The organism is Nocardia sp. NPDC051052 (assembly GCF_044456045.1).
Lineage (GTDB): Bacteria > Actinomycetota > Actinomycetes > Mycobacteriales > Mycobacteriaceae > Nocardia.
The window spans coordinates 231,277-244,003 of record NZ_JBITFL010000003.1 but is presented as its reverse complement, the minus strand read 5'-3'; the positions used below and the strand labels follow the sequence as shown (position 1 = coordinate 244,003).

The window sequence follows — 12,727 nt, the reverse complement described above, 5'->3', positions numbered from 1 at the left end:
CTAGAAAAACAGCAGGTCGGCGTGTTCGATTGGCGGCGTTCGCGGGTCCCTCCGTGGTGACGCTTCGCTACCTCCGCCGGGCCCGTCGCGAACGCCGCAGGGCGGTGTGAGATGACCGGCCCGACCGACCGCCCGCAGCGGTGGAACCGGCTGCTCGAACTGCTCGCCGAATCCGGGCGGCTTTCCGTCGAGGAGGCCGCCGAGCGCCTCGGTGTGTCCTCGGCGACGGTCCGCCGCGACTTCACCGCCCTGGCCGAACAGCAGCTGGCGACCAGAACGCACGGCGGTGTCGTCGCGACCTCGGTCGCCTACGACCTGCCCGCCCGCTACCGGCAGACCGGCGGGGAGGCCAAGCAGCGGATCGCGGAACACGCTGCGTCACTGGTGGATCCGCACGCCGTTATCGCGATGAACGGCGGCACGACCACCACCGCGGTGGCGCGGGCCCTGGCCGGACGCACCGACCTGGGCATGACCGGCGACGAACAGCTGACCATCGTCACCAACGCGCTCAATATCGCGGGCGAGATGGTGCTGCGCCCGCACATGCGCACCGTCGTGCTCGGCGGCGTCGCCCGCCGCGAGTCCTACGAGCTGCACGGCCCGCTCGCCGAACGCGCCCTCGCCGAACTCCGCCTGGACGAACTGATCCTCGGCGTCAACGCCATCTCCGCCGAGGGCGGCGCGCAATGCAGGCACATCGACGAGGCCGGCGTCACCACCGAGATGGTCCGCCGCTCCCGCCACGTGATGGTCGTCGCCACCGCCGACAAGCTGGAGCGCACCGCCCTGGCCCGCATCTGCAGCATCGAGCAGGTGCACGCCCTGGTGACCGATGCCGACGCGGACCCGGTGGCGGTGGCGGCGATCCGCGCGACGGGTGTGCGCGTCGACGTCGTCTAGGCGGCCCGGTTTGAACGTGGCCGCGCAGGGCATGCACGAGGCCATGACCACTGAACCCGGTACGAACCGTCCCGATGACACCGAAGTGGACCGCGACGACGTTGATCAGCCGGATTCGACCGCGGACGCCGCGGCGACCACGGAGGATCAGGCGTCGGATATGGACTACGAGGGCGATACGCCCAACTAGCCAAGTGGTTCGCGACTCCCGCTCGGAGTCCGGGCCGAAACAGCCCGGTATGCCATAGATGGCCTACCGGGCTGTGCTGTTTTTCGACCGATCTATCGACGATATTCACCCATTGACCGAGTCGTGGTGTCTCACTAGTCTGAGTGGGACAGCACGTCCCACATGAGTGTGTAGGCAAGGTGAGCCCGCTATGGCCGATGTCGATTCTGTTGATTCCGCCGTTGATTCGACGTTGCACCCGCCCCGATGGGCGCCGACGTTCATCCGATGGCACAACACCCCGGTGACCTGGTGGGAGTCGGTGAAGTTGTCGTTAGGAATTCTGCCCAGGGTGCGTGATCACACCGTGCTGGATTACGTGACCAACTTCCCCGGGCAGGACGACGTGATCGTCGCTCGGGTGCCGTTCGCGAAGTTCGTCATCGTGCGCAGCCCGGAGTTGGCCCGGCATGTGCTGGTGACCAATCAGAACAACTACACGAAGAGTCCGGACTACGACATGCTCGCGGTGGCGTTCGGGCGCGGCCTGGTAACCGACCTGAATGATGAACTGTGGCAGCGTAATCGGCGGCTGGTGCAGCCGATCTTCGCCAAGCGCAACGTGGATGGGTTCGCGCCGGTGATGGTGGAGGCGGCGCGGGATGCCGTCGCGCGGATCCGGGAGCTGTCGGCGGGTGATGGCGTGGTCGATGTGAATGCCGAAATGAACCGGCTCACCTTGGATGTCACGTCGCGGACGATGTTCGGCACCGATATCACCGGGCCGATGTCGGAGGTGGTGCTGTATCGGCTGTTGGGGTTCTTCGGCCGTGGCTTCATGACGAACCTCAGCCATCCGCTGCATCACGTCGCGACGTGGCTGCACCGGCGCGGTCGCCATCGCGACGACGCCGGGAATTCGCGGTTACCGATGCGGGTGATGCGGGCCGCGGGATGGGTGATCGAGCCGCGCGCCATGCGCGACCTGCGTCATGCCGAGCGCGTGGTCGACGGACTCATCGCCGATCATCGGGCGGGCCGGATCACCCGCAAGGACAACCTGCTCGCCGCGCTGATCGACGCGTCCGACCCGGAAACCGGCTACAAGTACACCGATCAGGAGATCCACGACGAGCTGATGACGTTCATCGGCGCGGGCATGGAGACCACCGCCACCGCGCTGACCTGGGTGTGGCAGCTGCTTTCCGAGCATCCCGAGGCCCGCGAGCGACTACGCGACGAGGTGACCTCGGTGCTCGGCACCCGCCCGGCCACCGCCGCCGACCTCGACCAGCTGCCGTGGACGCAGGCCGTCGTCGCCGAGACCATGCGGGTGCTGCCGCCGGTGGTCGGGCTGGCCAGGACGGCGAAAGAGGCCGATGCGCTCGGCGGTTACCTGATCAAGCCCGGCACCACGGTGATCACGCTGATCCACGGATCGCACCACAATCAGCGGGTGTGGGATCGGCCGGACGAGTTCGACCCGAGCCGGTACCTGCCGGAAAACGTAGCGCGCGAACACAAGCGGGCCACCATGCCGTTCGGTGCGGGCAAAAGAATGTGTGTCGCTTCGGGATTCGCGAACATGGAGGCCGCGCTGGTGGTTGCCACCTTCGCCCAGCAGCTGCAATTCGACGCGGTGTCGGATCAGCGGGTGCGGCGGCAGATCTCGTTCACCGGCGGTCCGGACGGCCCGCTGCCGATGCGTCCTCGGTTCCTGCCGGAACTGGAGCGCGCGGACACCGCCGTATAGTCGGATTTGTGAAACCGCCCGCCCACATGCGCAGCCATCGCAGGCGCTCGGGCGGACAACGGTGGGACGCGCACAATTCGACTCGGCAGGCGCAGATCCTCGAGGCGGCCGTCGCGCTGATCGAGGAGAACGATCCGAACGTCGAGGTCTCGATCCAGCAGATCGCCGAGCGGGCCGGACTGGCCCGCTCGGTGGTCTACCGGCAGTTCGACAATCGCGAAGACCTGGACTCGCGGGTCCGGGAGTTCATCGTCGAACGGTACGTCGGCGAGGTCGAGCGCGTCCTGACGCTCGACCCGGCCAAGACCCTCGAGGAGATCATCCTCGATGTGATGCGCACCGTCGTGCGTTGGGCCGCAGCGCATCCGAAGCTGTACCGGTACGGTCAGAGCGGTTGGGTGCACGGGCAGGCGACCGGGGAAACCAGCCTGACCATCGGCCGGCATCGGGTCGCCGAGGCGCTGTGGCAACAGGTTTCGTCCTGGACCGCGATCCTCGGCATCGAGGTGCTGCCCTATCGTCCCGTCGTGTACGGGATCGTCGGACTGGTCGAGGGCATCGTCACCCAATACATCGGCACCCCGGCCGATGCCGAGCGACCAGACCAGGAAGCCATTGCCCGCCTGCTCGCCTCGTCGGTGTGGCACCTCTACGCCGGTCATGCCGCCGACCGCGGCTATCACTTCGAACGCTCGGCCACCATGGGCGAATCGCTCGCCAAACTCCTCGCCGACGCGGCGGCGAAGCAAGACTGAAGGGCCGCAGCGTGTTTCGGCGTTACGAGACAATCGCGGGCGCAACCGGGGCTGATCGTGCGGCCCGCAGGCCGGCAATCGCCGGCATGAAGCGCGTTGCCGCGTTGCGAAGCGCGATGCCGGTCCGGGTGGCGGGCAGCAGCATGGCTCCGGCGATCCGGAAGCCACCTTGCTTGGACTGCACCAGCTTTCGATGCCGCGCCTCGTATCGACGCAAGGCCGCCGCGGGGTCACCCGTGGCCTCGCCCAACTCCTCTGCCAGCGTGTAAGCGCCCGCCATGGCGAGGGTGGAGCCGTCGCCGAAAAGGGACAGACTCGATCCGGCGTCGCCGACCAGCGCGATCCGTCCGGTCGACCAGGTGGGCAGATCGACCTGGCTGACGGCGTCGAAGTACAGGTCGTCAGCGGCGTGCACGCGCTCCAGCAATTCCGGCAGCCGCCAGCCACCGCCCGAATACGCCTCGGCGACAAGGCTTTTGTGGCTCGCCTGATCACGGTGATCGAAGCCGGGCACGGCGTCGTGCCGAAAGATGAACGCGGCGAGTGCGTGGCCGCGCGTCGGATGCACCGAGACGGCGCGGCCCGGCGTGTTGTAAATGACCACTTCCCGATCCGAGCCGACGGGTGCGTCGACCGGCATCGTCGCGACGTACATGCCCTTGTGCCTGACGAATTCGCTTTCCGGGCCGAAGGCGAGGCGCCGGACCGTGGAGTGCAGTCCATCGGCGCCGATGACCAGATCGAAGCGCCGGGGCGGCGCACTCGCGAAGGTGACGTCGACGCCCTCGTCGTCGCGAGTGAGGCCGGTAATGGTGTCGCCCCAGACGAATTCGGCCTCCGCGCGGCTGGCCGCCAACAGGATTGCCGCGAGGTCGGCGCGCGGCACCTCGACTTCCCGATCACCGCTCGAGCCCTGGAACGCGGCGAGGGGAACCCGCCCCACCGGCTTGCCTGCGGCGTCGACGAAGATCATCCGGTCGACGGCGGATCCGGCAGCGCGCAGCTGCGGCATGATCCCCATCTGTTCGGCCACGGCCACCGCGGGGCCCTTCACGTCGACGGGATTTCCGCTCGAACGCAGCGCCGCCGCGCGCTCCACCACGGTCACCTCGTATCCACGTCGCGCCAGCCAGTAGGCCAGCGTCGAACCGGCGACACCCGCTCCGGAGATCAGCACTGTCTTGTTCATGGCGATACCTTCGTCAGCTAACTGGACGAATTTCGTCCGGTTAGTCATAGCGTACGCTAAGCGGAAGAAATTCGTCCAGTTATTCGATATCGCCTGATAGGAGGCACTGATGGCGACCGAGGAACTGCGCGCCGACGCCAGAAACAACCGGGATCAGCTCCTCACGGCCGCACTGAATGTCTTTCGCGAGCGGGGAGTCGACGTGCCGATGAAGGAGATCGCCGACCGCGCCGGTGTCGGCGTCGGCACGCTGTACCGCCGCTTCCCGGACCGCGACGCGCTGATCTCCGCCGCCGCCAGCGCCTACCTGGCCGGGCTCGCGGCCGCGGCCGCGACGGCATGGCGCGAAGAGCCCGACGCCTGGGCGGCGCTCGCCCGATTCCTGCGCGAATGCGTCCACCAGGGCGTCGGCGGACTGGCCGCCGCGATCGAACCCGTCGCACACTCCCGAATCCGGGCCGACCCCAAGCTGATCGAGGTGCGCGACGCCGTCACCGACCTGATCAATCGCATGACCACGCAGGCCAAAGCCGACGGAGCGCTGCGCGACGACATCGGCCCGGTGGACGTCGCCAAGCTGATGACGCTCCAGATATACACTCGCCCAGGCGAATCCCATCCCGCGACGATCGATCGGGTGGTGGACATCATGCTCGACGGGCTGCGCGCCCGCTAGCGCGTCATGGGGTCGCGGCCAGCGACACCGTGTCCGGGGTGGCGGCCGGTCGAATGCTGCGCATCCAGACCACGAATCCCCACGCGACGAAGCCCGCGTAGACGAAGTACAGGGTCGCCGACGGGTAGTAGCCTGCCCGCACCAACAGCGGGATGCCGACGATGTCGACCGCGATCCAGATGAGCCAGAACTCGGCGAGCCCGCGCGCCATCCCATACGTCGCCAGCACCGACCCGGTGAAGATCCAGGCCTCGGCCCACGGACCGTAGGAGCCGATCAGCGCGAAGATTCGCGCGAACGCCGCGGTGCCGACGAACATGGCGGCGACCAGGATCAGGCGTTCGCGATTGCTGGCCCAGCGCGGTTCGACACCGCGATGTTCCAGGCCGGTCTCGTTGGCGTGCCGATGCCAGCTCCACCAGCCGTAGACGCTGACCGCGACGAACATGAGCTGGCGCCCCGCCTGGCCCGCCATGTTCAGATGCTGCGGAGTGTTGAAGACGCCACCGACGAAAACGGTGAACAGCAGCGCGTTCCCGGCGATGCCGATCGGCCAGGCCCAGACGCGCCGCCGCATGCCGCCGAGCGCGGAGGCGAGACCGAAGCCGTTGCCGATCACCTCGCGCCAGAGGATCTCCGAGCCTGCGATATGCAGCTTGGCGTCGAGCAGCGAGATGATCGGGTTCACCTGTCGTACAACCAGCGCGCCGACCGATGTCATCCACCGCGCGGATATCGGCTCGCACTGAGCGAAAAACCGGCAGGAACGCGGGTTCGCGTAACGATTGCGAAATCTGGGGTCGCGATTCGCAATATCTGTGCAACGGACCCCTTCTAGGGTGACGGCTATGAGCACGGAAAGTAGTACCGGGGGGACCGGAATTCACATCAGCGGGTTGACCAAAACCTTCCGAGTCGGTCGCAAGACGGTGGAGGCGCTGGACTCCGTTGACCTGCACACTGAACAGGGGACCTTCCTGTCGCTGCTCGGCCCGTCCGGCTGCGGCAAGTCGACCGTCCTGCGCATCCTCGCGGGACTGGAGACGCCGAGCGCGGGCAAGACGCTGATCGACGGCCAGACGCCCGCCGAGCTGGTTCGCAGGCACGAACTCGGCATCGCGTTCCAGGACTCGGCGCTGCTGCCGTGGCGCTCGGTGGAGTCGAATATCAAGCTGCCCTTGCAGGTGGCCGGGCTCACGCCGGATCCGGCACTGATCGCGGACCTGATCCAGTTGGTCGGGCTGGAAGGCTTCGAGAAGGCCAAGCCCGCGCAGCTGTCGGGCGGCATGCGTCAGCGCGTCTCGATCGCCAGGGCGCTGGTGGTGAAGCCCACCGTGCTGCTGCTCGACGAACCGTTCGGCGCGCTGGACGACATGACCAGGCAGCGCCTCAATCTGGAGCTGCTGCGGATCTGGACCGAGAAACCCGCGACCACGCTGATGGTCACCCACGGCATCGCCGAGGCGGTGTTCCTCTCCGATGTGGTCGCGGTGATGAGTCCGCGACCGGGCCGGGTGCTGGAATTGGTGGAGATCGATCTGCCGCGTCCGCGCACCCCGGAGATGATGCGCGCGCCCGAATTCCATCGGCTGCACGACTATCTGTCGGAGCTGCTGTTCGGGAAGTCGGGCACCGGCGGCGCGCTCGGCACCGCCGCGGGCAAGTCGAGCACGGGCGCGGTGCAGGCATGACGGAGCAACGACCGCCGCGCTGCCGGTGGCAGGCCAGGCCGGGGTGGCAGCGGGTGCGTCCGTACGGACAGTCGATGCGGTCGGTCGCGATCTGCGTGCGGCGGGGAGGGCGAGCATGAAGCGGATCGGCGGACTGCTCGGCGTCGCCGGGCTGATCGGGGTGTGGTGGCTGCTCGCGGCGCTCGGCGTCGCGGGCGGCACCGTGCCGAGCCCGTGGACGGTGCTGCACACCATGTACACCGACGGATGGGGGCTCTACGGGCCGAACTTCCGGATCACCGCGCTCGGCGCGCTGAAGGGATTCCTGTGGGGCAACGGCATGGCCATCGCGCTGGCGATTCTCATCATGCTGATCCCGCAGATCGAGTCGTTGGCGACGCAGCTGGCGATTCTGAGTTACTGCACACCGCTGCTCGCCCTCGGCCCGATCATTCTGGTGGTGTTCGGCGGCCGCACCCCGACGGTGTTCCTTGCCGCGATGTACTGCTTCTTCACCACCATGGTCGGCACGGTGACGGGCTTGCGCTCGGCCGATAGAACAAGCCTCGACCTGGTGCGTGCCTATGGCGGCGGGCGCTGGCAGCAGCTGTACCGGGTGCAGTTGGTCTCCGCGTTGCCGAATACCTTCGCGGCGTTGAAGATCGCGGCGCCCTCGGCGGTGCTCGGCGCGATCATCGGTGAGTACCTCGGCGGCGTCGACAGCGGCATCGGTGTCGCGCTGACCGCCGCCCAGACGGCCTACAACGTGCCACGCACCTGGGGCATGGCGCTGGCCGCCGCCGCACTGGCCGGTCTCGGCTACGCGGTCGTCGCGCTGGCCGCCCGCCTCGTCGCCCCCTGGACCACTCAGGAGTCGCGATGACCGAAGGGCTTGGCGTGCAACGCTTTACCTGCGGCGTGGAGGAGGGGCGATGAAGGTTGTGTGGCGGATCGGGAAGTTCTTGTTCCCGTTGTTCACCTCGCTGTTGTTGATGCTGTTGATCTGGTATGTCTTCCTGAAGGCGTTTCCGCAGGTCGGGCCGCGGGTGGGGAAGTCGCCGGAGGATATCTGGCGCTATCTGGTGACCTCGCCCGGCGCGAGCGCGGCGCGCGAGCTGATCGTCGACGATCTGCAGATCACGTTGCGGGACGCGGCAATCGGCTTCGGCCTCGGCATGGTGGCGGCGCTGGTGGTGGCCGCGCTGTTCGTGTCGTTCGCCGCATTGGAGCAGACCTTCCTGCCGGTGGCGATGCTGCTGCGCTCGGTGCCGCTGGTGGTGCTCGCGCCGATCATCGTGCTGGTGTTCGGCCGCGGGCTCGGCGGCGTTGCGGTGCTCGCCGCGATCGTGGTGTTTTTCCCGGCGCTGGTGATGATCATGGCGGGTTTGCGCAACGCGCCGAGGGAGGCGCTGGACCTGGTTGCCGCGTACGGCGGGTCCAAATGGACCGGACTGCGGATGGTCGCGGTGCCCGCCGCGCTGCCCTCGGTGTTCGCGGCGGCGCGGATCTCGGTGCCGGGGGCGCTGATCGGTGCGCTGCTCGGCGAATGGCTCGGCAGCGGAACGGGTCTCGGCGCCAGCTTGATTCGCGCCATCCCGACGTTCCAGTACAACCAGCTGTGGTCGTCGATCGTCATCGTCACGATCGTGTCGGTGCTGCTCTACGCGATCGTCGGCGTGATCGAGAATCTGGTGCTCGCCCGCTTCGGTGCCGACACCGGTAGAAACTGAGCCCTGTTTTCGCGGCGAAACGCGGTGAAATTCGAGCAAATCGATATCCGGAACGCCAAAGTAAAGAAAACGAAACGCAATCGACCTAGATTCGGCCCATGACAACAGAGTTTGATTTCGCGGCGTTCCCGGGGCCCTACGTGGTTACGCAGGCTGCCGCCTCCGGGCCCGTCGTGAACGCCGCGGGGCAACGCTCTTCGTTCGGGCCGACACTGAACCGACGGTCTCTCCTTCGTTACTCCGCGCTGGCCGGTGCCGCCCTAGGCGGCACCGGTCTGCTCGCCGCGTGCGGCGGCAGTTCCACCGACGCCTCGAACGGTTCCACCGCGGACGGCTCCAAGTTCGGCACCGTCGCGGTGCAGCTGTCCTGGCTGAAGAACATCGAATTCGCCGGCGAGTACTTCGCGGACAGTAAGGGCTATTTCAAAGAAGCCGGTTTCGGCTCGGTCAACCTCATCGCGGGCGGCGCGGCCAGCACCTCGGTGGAGGCCGGGCTGGACACCGGAAAGATCTGGCTCGGCCTGTCCGCCCCGCAGACCACCGCCAAGGCGGTGCTGGAGGGCCTGCCGGGCAAGATCATCGGCACCACCTATCAGAAGAACCCCTTCGCGATCGTCAGCTCGGCCGCCAAGCCGATCAAGACGCCCGAGGACATGAAGGGCAAGAAAATCGGTGTGCAGGACACCAACCAGCTGATCTTCAACGCCCTGCTCACCGCCAACGGCCTCAAGCCGAGCGATGTCACCATCGTGCCCGCGCAGTTCGACCCGTCCCCGCTGGCCAACGGCGAGGTCGACGGCTGGGTCAGCTATGTGACCAACGAGCCGATCACCTTGACGGCCAAGGGATTCGCCAACACCCACTTCCTGTTCGCCGACTACAACCTGCCGCTGACGGCCGAGACGCTCACCGTCAAGCAGTCCACCATCGACAACGAGCGGGACAAGCTGAAGGCGTTCCTGGTCGCGGAGATCAAGGGCTGGAAGGACGCGGTGGCCAACCCGGCCGAATCCGCCAGGCTCGCGGTCGAGGTGTACGGCAAGGATCAGAAGCTCGACCTGGCCGAGCAGACGAAAGAGGCGCAGGCGCAGAACGATCTGGTCACCTCGGCGGACGCGACCGCCAACGGGCTGCTCACCATGACCGACACACTCATCGAGCAGAACGTCGTCGCGTTGCGGGCGGCCAAGCTCGACATCAAGGCCGATCAGCTGTTCGACCTGTCGGTTTTGCGTGAGGTGTATGCGGAAAACCCGGGCCTGAAAGCCTAACTATTCAGTCCGACAACCGTTTTCAGCGGAGTCTTGGTGTTGTTGGACAGCGAGTGCCGCCCGGACTGTTCGGTCTTGGCGGCAATCAGCTCGGCGGCGATCGCGACGGCCATCTCGGCGGCGGTGCGGGCGCCGAGGTCGAGTCCGGCGGGGGAATGCAGGCGGGCGAGCGTCGCTTCGGCGAAGCCGCCCGCGCGTAGGTCTTCCATGCGCTGGGTGTGCACGGTGCGCGAACCCATGGCGCCGAGGTAGCCGAGCTCGGGTAGTCGGAGCGCGACGGTGAGCAGCGGGATCTCGAACTTCGGGTCGTGCGAGGTGACGACAATGCCGGTGCCGCTGTCGATTTCGCCCGCCGAGGACAGCGTGTTCAAGTACCGGTGCGGCCAGTCGACGACCACCTCGGCGCCGGGAAACTTCTCCGGTTTCGCGAAGTTCTCCCTGGAGTCGCAGATGGTGATCCGGTAGCCGAGCAGCCGCGCCTGCACGGTCAGCGCCGCGGCAAAAGAGTTGGCGCCGAAGATGATCAGCCGCGGCGGCGGGGCGAACGACGCGACGAACACGTCCGAATCCGGCAGCGCGAGCAGCTCGGTGCCGTGCTTCTTGTCGGTGACCAGGTGTTGGCCGATCAGGTCCGCGTCGGAATTCCAGACCACGGTGAACACGGTGATCCGCCGGTGCGCGGCGATCTCCGCGGCGACGAGGGGAAACTCGGGAAAGTGTCTGCGCGAGAACGGTTCGGTGAACACGTCCATGGTGCCGTCGCCGTCCGATGCGCCCTCCGTGCGGGTAGCCACGCCGTAGCGGTGCAACGCGCGCCGACCCGTGCGAGCGGCCTGCAGCACGGCCTCGTAGGCGATCTCCTCGAGCCCGCCGTCGGTGACCGCGCCGTACACGCCGCCGTCCGGGTCGACCAGCATCGCCGAGCCGATCGGTAAGGACGCGGAGCCCATGGTGCGCACGATGGTGGCCAGCCCACCGGTCCGCCCCGAATGCCAAACTCGCAGTAGGTCATCGACGATGTCCCGCATCAGCTCGCTCCGATCAGCGTGCGGACGAGGCCGGGTAATCACGATCGACGCCCGTCGCCAAATCGTCGCACGTGACGCACACCATATCCGCCTTACGTGACAAATAGGTGCGCGCGCCCGAATCTCCTACGGCCTCCTGACATATCGAGGTCCAGTGCTTGTGAGCGAGCACAACGGGATGGCCCGGTGTGTTGTGGAACACAGCGCGGGCTAGGCCGCTGGACGAGGCGAACGCCGCGGCCGTGACCCGGGCGATCACCTCGGCGCCGACGTCGGGGGTATCCACCGGCATGATCGCGGCGTAGCGCGCCGGGGTGCGCGCGGCCGCGATGAGCCCGGCCCGGACGGACGCGCCGAGCCCGGTGGCCCAGTCCGCCGCCCAGACGTGCTGGACGCCGGCGGGGAGGTCGAGCAGGGTCGGTTCGGGGCCGGTGGCACCGAGCACCACGATCACCGGATCGCAGCCGCCGTCGTGCAGCGCGGCGATCGCACCGCGCAGCCACGCACCGTCCTCGGCCAGCGCTTTGGGCCGTCCGTAGCGTGTTCCGGCGCCTGCGGCGAGCACGATGCCCGCGCAACCGGGCGGGGCGGCCGGGCGATCGGGTACAGCCATGGCTACGACGGTAGTCCGGAACCGTCGCGCGCGCGTGCCGGAAGAGTGCTGCTCGTGGCCCTGCCCGGCCGCTTTCGTTACTGCGACACGCCGGGGGTGCGGTATCTCTTCCGGGTGGCGTCCGGGCGGGTCGTATTCGATGCTGGTGCGATGACAGACGACGTTGCTGGTCTCGCCCGGTTCGACGCGATGCCCGACGGCGCGGCCACCGAGGCATTGCTCGCGTGTTGCTCTTCGCCCGAATGGGCGCGGGCACTCGTCGCGGGGCGCCCGTATGCGAGCGTCGGCGCGCTGCTCGCCGCGGCCGACACCGTGCTGGCCGGGCTGCCCGAGTCCGAGATTGATCGCGCGCTCGCCGGGCATCCCCGGATCGGCGAGCGACCCGACACGGCGGCCTCGGCGCGTGAGCAAGCCGGGGTCGCCACGGCCGAGCACGCGGTACGGTCGGCGCTCGCGGACGGCAACCGGGCCTACGAGGCGCGGTTCGGTCATCGTTATCTGGTGTGCGCGAGCGGCAGATCGGGCGGCGAGCTGCTCGCGATCCTCGATGAACGACTCGGCAACGATGCCGAGACCGAAAGGCGGGTTATGCGAACAGAACTGGCGAAGATCAATCGACTTCGGTTGCGCGCGTTGCTGGCGGCCCGATGAGCACGCTGAGCACGCACGTGCTGGACGCGGTGCGCGGCGCGCCCGCGCAGGACGTCGCGGTGGTGTTGTATCGCGGTGCCGAGCAGCTGGATTCGGGAACGACCGACGCGGACGGCCGGGTCCCCGCGCTGGGCGGTGCGCTCCCGGCGGGCACCTATCGGCTGGTGTTCGCCACCGGCGCCTACTTCGCCGGACGCCAGGTCGACACCTTCTACCCCGAGGTCTCCGTGGCGTTCGCCGTCGCCGAGGAGCGGCACTACCACGTCCCGTTGTTGCTGTCGCCCTTTGCCTTTTCCACCTATCGAGGGAGCTGAACGAG

At 67.7% G+C, this 12,727-nt stretch carries 15 protein-coding genes; 11 read left to right on the top strand and 4 right to left on the bottom strand.

Going from position 1 to position 12,727, the window contains the following annotated elements:
• The first annotated feature begins 111 nt into the window (after positions 1-111).
• The 4 genes from ACIBCN_RS11390 to ACIBCN_RS11375 all read left to right on the top strand — a co-directional run bounded on the left by ACIBCN_RS11390 (position 112) and on the right by ACIBCN_RS11375 (position 3,580).
• Positions 112-903: a DeoR/GlpR family DNA-binding transcription regulator gene (locus ACIBCN_RS11390; RefSeq protein WP_396991414.1), complete on the top strand. Its 792-nt coding sequence runs from the start codon at positions 112-114 to the stop codon at positions 901-903.
• A gap of 43 nt (positions 904-946) precedes the next feature.
• Positions 947-1,093, top strand: a complete 147-nt coding sequence (locus ACIBCN_RS11385; protein WP_396991413.1) for a hypothetical protein — start codon at positions 947-949, stop codon at positions 1,091-1,093.
• A 190-nt stretch (positions 1,094-1,283) separates the two neighbouring features.
• The gene (locus tag ACIBCN_RS11380) at positions 1,284-2,825 is read left to right on the top strand and encodes a cytochrome P450 (protein ID WP_396991412.1); all 1,542 of its coding nucleotides are present in this window, start codon (positions 1,284-1,286) and stop codon (positions 2,823-2,825) included.
• An 8-nt stretch (positions 2,826-2,833) separates the two neighbouring features.
• The gene (locus ACIBCN_RS11375; RefSeq protein ID WP_396991411.1) at positions 2,834-3,580 is read left to right on the top strand and encodes a TetR/AcrR family transcriptional regulator; all 747 of its coding nucleotides are present in this window, start codon (positions 2,834-2,836) and stop codon (positions 3,578-3,580) included.
• A 22-nt stretch (positions 3,581-3,602) separates the two neighbouring features.
• Here the strand turns inward: ACIBCN_RS11375 and ACIBCN_RS11370 are convergent, their stop codons facing one another.
• Positions 3,603-4,769: an FAD-dependent oxidoreductase gene (locus tag ACIBCN_RS11370; protein ID WP_396991410.1), complete on the bottom strand. Its 1,167-nt coding sequence runs from the start codon at positions 4,767-4,769 to the stop codon at positions 3,603-3,605.
• 109 nt (positions 4,770-4,878) lie between these two features.
• Between ACIBCN_RS11370 and ACIBCN_RS11365 the strand changes: the two genes are divergently transcribed.
• Complete coding sequence (locus ACIBCN_RS11365; protein WP_396991409.1) at positions 4,879-5,445, top strand: TetR/AcrR family transcriptional regulator; 567 nt, start codon at positions 4,879-4,881, stop codon at positions 5,443-5,445.
• A 4-nt stretch (positions 5,446-5,449) separates the two neighbouring features.
• Here ACIBCN_RS11365 and pnuC read toward each other — a convergent pair whose 3' ends face one another.
• A complete protein-coding gene (gene pnuC, locus ACIBCN_RS11360) occupies positions 5,450-6,166 on the bottom strand; it encodes a nicotinamide riboside transporter PnuC (protein WP_396991408.1) in 717 nt (238 codons plus the stop codon).
• 127 nt (positions 6,167-6,293) lie between these two features.
• On the opposite strand from pnuC, the gene ACIBCN_RS11355 reads away from it, so the two are divergent.
• The 4 genes from ACIBCN_RS11355 to ACIBCN_RS11340 all read left to right on the top strand — a co-directional run bounded on the left by ACIBCN_RS11355 (position 6,294) and on the right by ACIBCN_RS11340 (position 10,116).
• Positions 6,294-7,136, top strand: a complete 843-nt coding sequence (locus ACIBCN_RS11355) for an ABC transporter ATP-binding protein (protein WP_396991407.1) — start codon at positions 6,294-6,296, stop codon at positions 7,134-7,136.
• Between the two features lie 115 nt (positions 7,137-7,251).
• Positions 7,252-7,998 (top strand): ABC transporter permease, encoded by a 747-nt coding sequence (locus ACIBCN_RS11350; protein ID WP_396991406.1) that lies wholly within the window; start codon positions 7,252-7,254, stop codon positions 7,996-7,998.
• 49 nt (positions 7,999-8,047) lie between these two features.
• Complete coding sequence (locus ACIBCN_RS11345) at positions 8,048-8,845, top strand: ABC transporter permease (RefSeq protein ID WP_396991405.1); 798 nt, start codon at positions 8,048-8,050, stop codon at positions 8,843-8,845.
• Positions 8,846-8,943: 98 nt separating this feature from the next.
• On the top strand, positions 8,944-10,116 hold the full coding sequence (locus tag ACIBCN_RS11340; RefSeq protein WP_396991404.1) for an ABC transporter substrate-binding protein: 1,173 nt from the start codon (positions 8,944-8,946) through the stop codon (positions 10,114-10,116).
• On the opposite strand, the gene ACIBCN_RS11335 is transcribed toward ACIBCN_RS11340, so the two are convergent.
• Together ACIBCN_RS11335 and ACIBCN_RS11330 are read right to left on the bottom strand one after the other, a co-directional pair.
• A complete protein-coding gene (locus ACIBCN_RS11335; RefSeq protein ID WP_396991403.1) occupies positions 10,113-11,144 on the bottom strand; it encodes an XdhC family protein in 1,032 nt (343 codons plus the stop codon). The genes ACIBCN_RS11340 and ACIBCN_RS11335 overlap by 4 nt on opposite strands.
• A 13-nt stretch (positions 11,145-11,157) precedes the next feature.
• The gene (locus ACIBCN_RS11330) at positions 11,158-11,757 is read right to left on the bottom strand and encodes an NTP transferase domain-containing protein (protein WP_396991402.1); all 600 of its coding nucleotides are present in this window, start codon (positions 11,755-11,757) and stop codon (positions 11,158-11,160) included.
• Positions 11,758-11,907: 150 nt separating this feature from the next.
• Between ACIBCN_RS11330 and uraD the strand changes: the two genes are divergently transcribed.
• Together uraD and uraH are read left to right on the top strand one after the other, a co-directional pair.
• On the top strand, positions 11,908-12,408 hold the full coding sequence (uraD, locus tag ACIBCN_RS11325; RefSeq protein ID WP_396991401.1) for a 2-oxo-4-hydroxy-4-carboxy-5-ureidoimidazoline decarboxylase: 501 nt from the start codon (positions 11,908-11,910) through the stop codon (positions 12,406-12,408).
• Positions 12,405-12,722 (top strand): hydroxyisourate hydrolase, encoded by a 318-nt coding sequence (gene uraH / locus ACIBCN_RS11320; RefSeq protein ID WP_396991400.1) that lies wholly within the window; start codon positions 12,405-12,407, stop codon positions 12,720-12,722. The genes uraD and uraH overlap by 4 nt, the downstream gene beginning before the upstream one ends.
• Positions 12,723-12,727 lie beyond the last annotated feature (5 nt).

Excerpts from the sequence above, each read along its gene's own strand:
- ACIBCN_RS11390 (WP_396991414.1), top strand. The coding sequence starts at position 112 with ATGACCGGCCCGACCGACCGCCCGCAGCGGTGGAACCGGCTGCTCGAA.
- ACIBCN_RS11385 (WP_396991413.1), top strand. The coding sequence starts at position 947 with ATGACCACTGAACCCGGTACGAACCGTCCCGATGACACCGAAGTGGAC.
- ACIBCN_RS11380 (WP_396991412.1), top strand. The coding sequence starts at position 1,284 with ATGGCCGATGTCGATTCTGTTGATTCCGCCGTTGATTCGACGTTGCAC.
- ACIBCN_RS11370 (WP_396991410.1), bottom strand. The coding sequence starts at position 4,769 with ATGAACAAGACAGTGCTGATCTCCGGAGCGGGTGTCGCCGGTTCGACG.
- ACIBCN_RS11365 (WP_396991409.1), top strand. The coding sequence starts at position 4,879 with ATGGCGACCGAGGAACTGCGCGCCGACGCCAGAAACAACCGGGATCAG.
- pnuC (WP_396991408.1), bottom strand. The coding sequence starts at position 6,166 with ATGACATCGGTCGGCGCGCTGGTTGTACGACAGGTGAACCCGATCATC.
- ACIBCN_RS11355 (WP_396991407.1), top strand. The coding sequence starts at position 6,294 with ATGAGCACGGAAAGTAGTACCGGGGGGACCGGAATTCACATCAGCGGG.
- ACIBCN_RS11350 (WP_396991406.1), top strand. The coding sequence starts at position 7,252 with ATGAAGCGGATCGGCGGACTGCTCGGCGTCGCCGGGCTGATCGGGGTG.
- ACIBCN_RS11345 (WP_396991405.1), top strand. The coding sequence starts at position 8,048 with ATGAAGGTTGTGTGGCGGATCGGGAAGTTCTTGTTCCCGTTGTTCACC.
- ACIBCN_RS11340 (WP_396991404.1), top strand. The coding sequence starts at position 8,944 with ATGACAACAGAGTTTGATTTCGCGGCGTTCCCGGGGCCCTACGTGGTT.
- ACIBCN_RS11335 (WP_396991403.1), bottom strand. The coding sequence starts at position 11,144 with ATGCGGGACATCGTCGATGACCTACTGCGAGTTTGGCATTCGGGGCGG.
- ACIBCN_RS11330 (WP_396991402.1), bottom strand. The coding sequence starts at position 11,757 with ATGGCTGTACCCGATCGCCCGGCCGCCCCGCCCGGTTGCGCGGGCATC.
- uraD (WP_396991401.1), top strand. The coding sequence starts at position 11,908 with ATGACAGACGACGTTGCTGGTCTCGCCCGGTTCGACGCGATGCCCGAC.
- uraH (WP_396991400.1), top strand. The coding sequence starts at position 12,405 with ATGAGCACGCTGAGCACGCACGTGCTGGACGCGGTGCGCGGCGCGCCC.